Source organism: Aquimarina macrocephali JAMB N27 (genome assembly GCF_000520995.1).
Lineage (GTDB): Bacteria > Bacteroidota > Bacteroidia > Flavobacteriales > Flavobacteriaceae > Aquimarina > Aquimarina macrocephali.
Genome location: NZ_JACA01000062.1, coordinates 1 through 306, shown reverse-complemented (window position 1 = coordinate 306; position 306 = coordinate 1). Strand labels below are relative to the sequence as shown.

Annotated in this window: 1 protein-coding gene; it reads right to left on the bottom strand. The window is 35.0% G+C overall.

The genetic code is table 11. The annotated features are described in order from the left end of the window. Nucleotides 1–306, bottom strand: a 306-nt coding sequence (locus Z054_RS0125650) for a basic secretory protein-like protein (protein WP_024772861.1), incomplete at both ends; no start/stop codon positions are given.

The following is a 306-nucleotide window of genomic DNA, read 5'->3' as shown; positions in this document are numbered from 1 at the left end:
GCTGCCTTATTAAATTTATAGATAAAATTCTTGTCATATTTTAGGGTAACATACTGTAGAAAAAACCCTGTTGTAGTGTATCCACCCAACCATTTTCTGGAATTATTAACATCTGGAGTTCTGGTTTGATGAAATCCTGCATAAATTCTTACACCATCTGCTATACCTTCAGTATATGCCCAAAAAGGAGAAGATCCATCATAGGTTCCTCCAGTAGTTGGAGAATAATTATAACCATGAGTTACTTCGTGAAATAGAATGCCATCGATTTCATCTTTTATTACCTGTGAATCGTTACCAGAATCC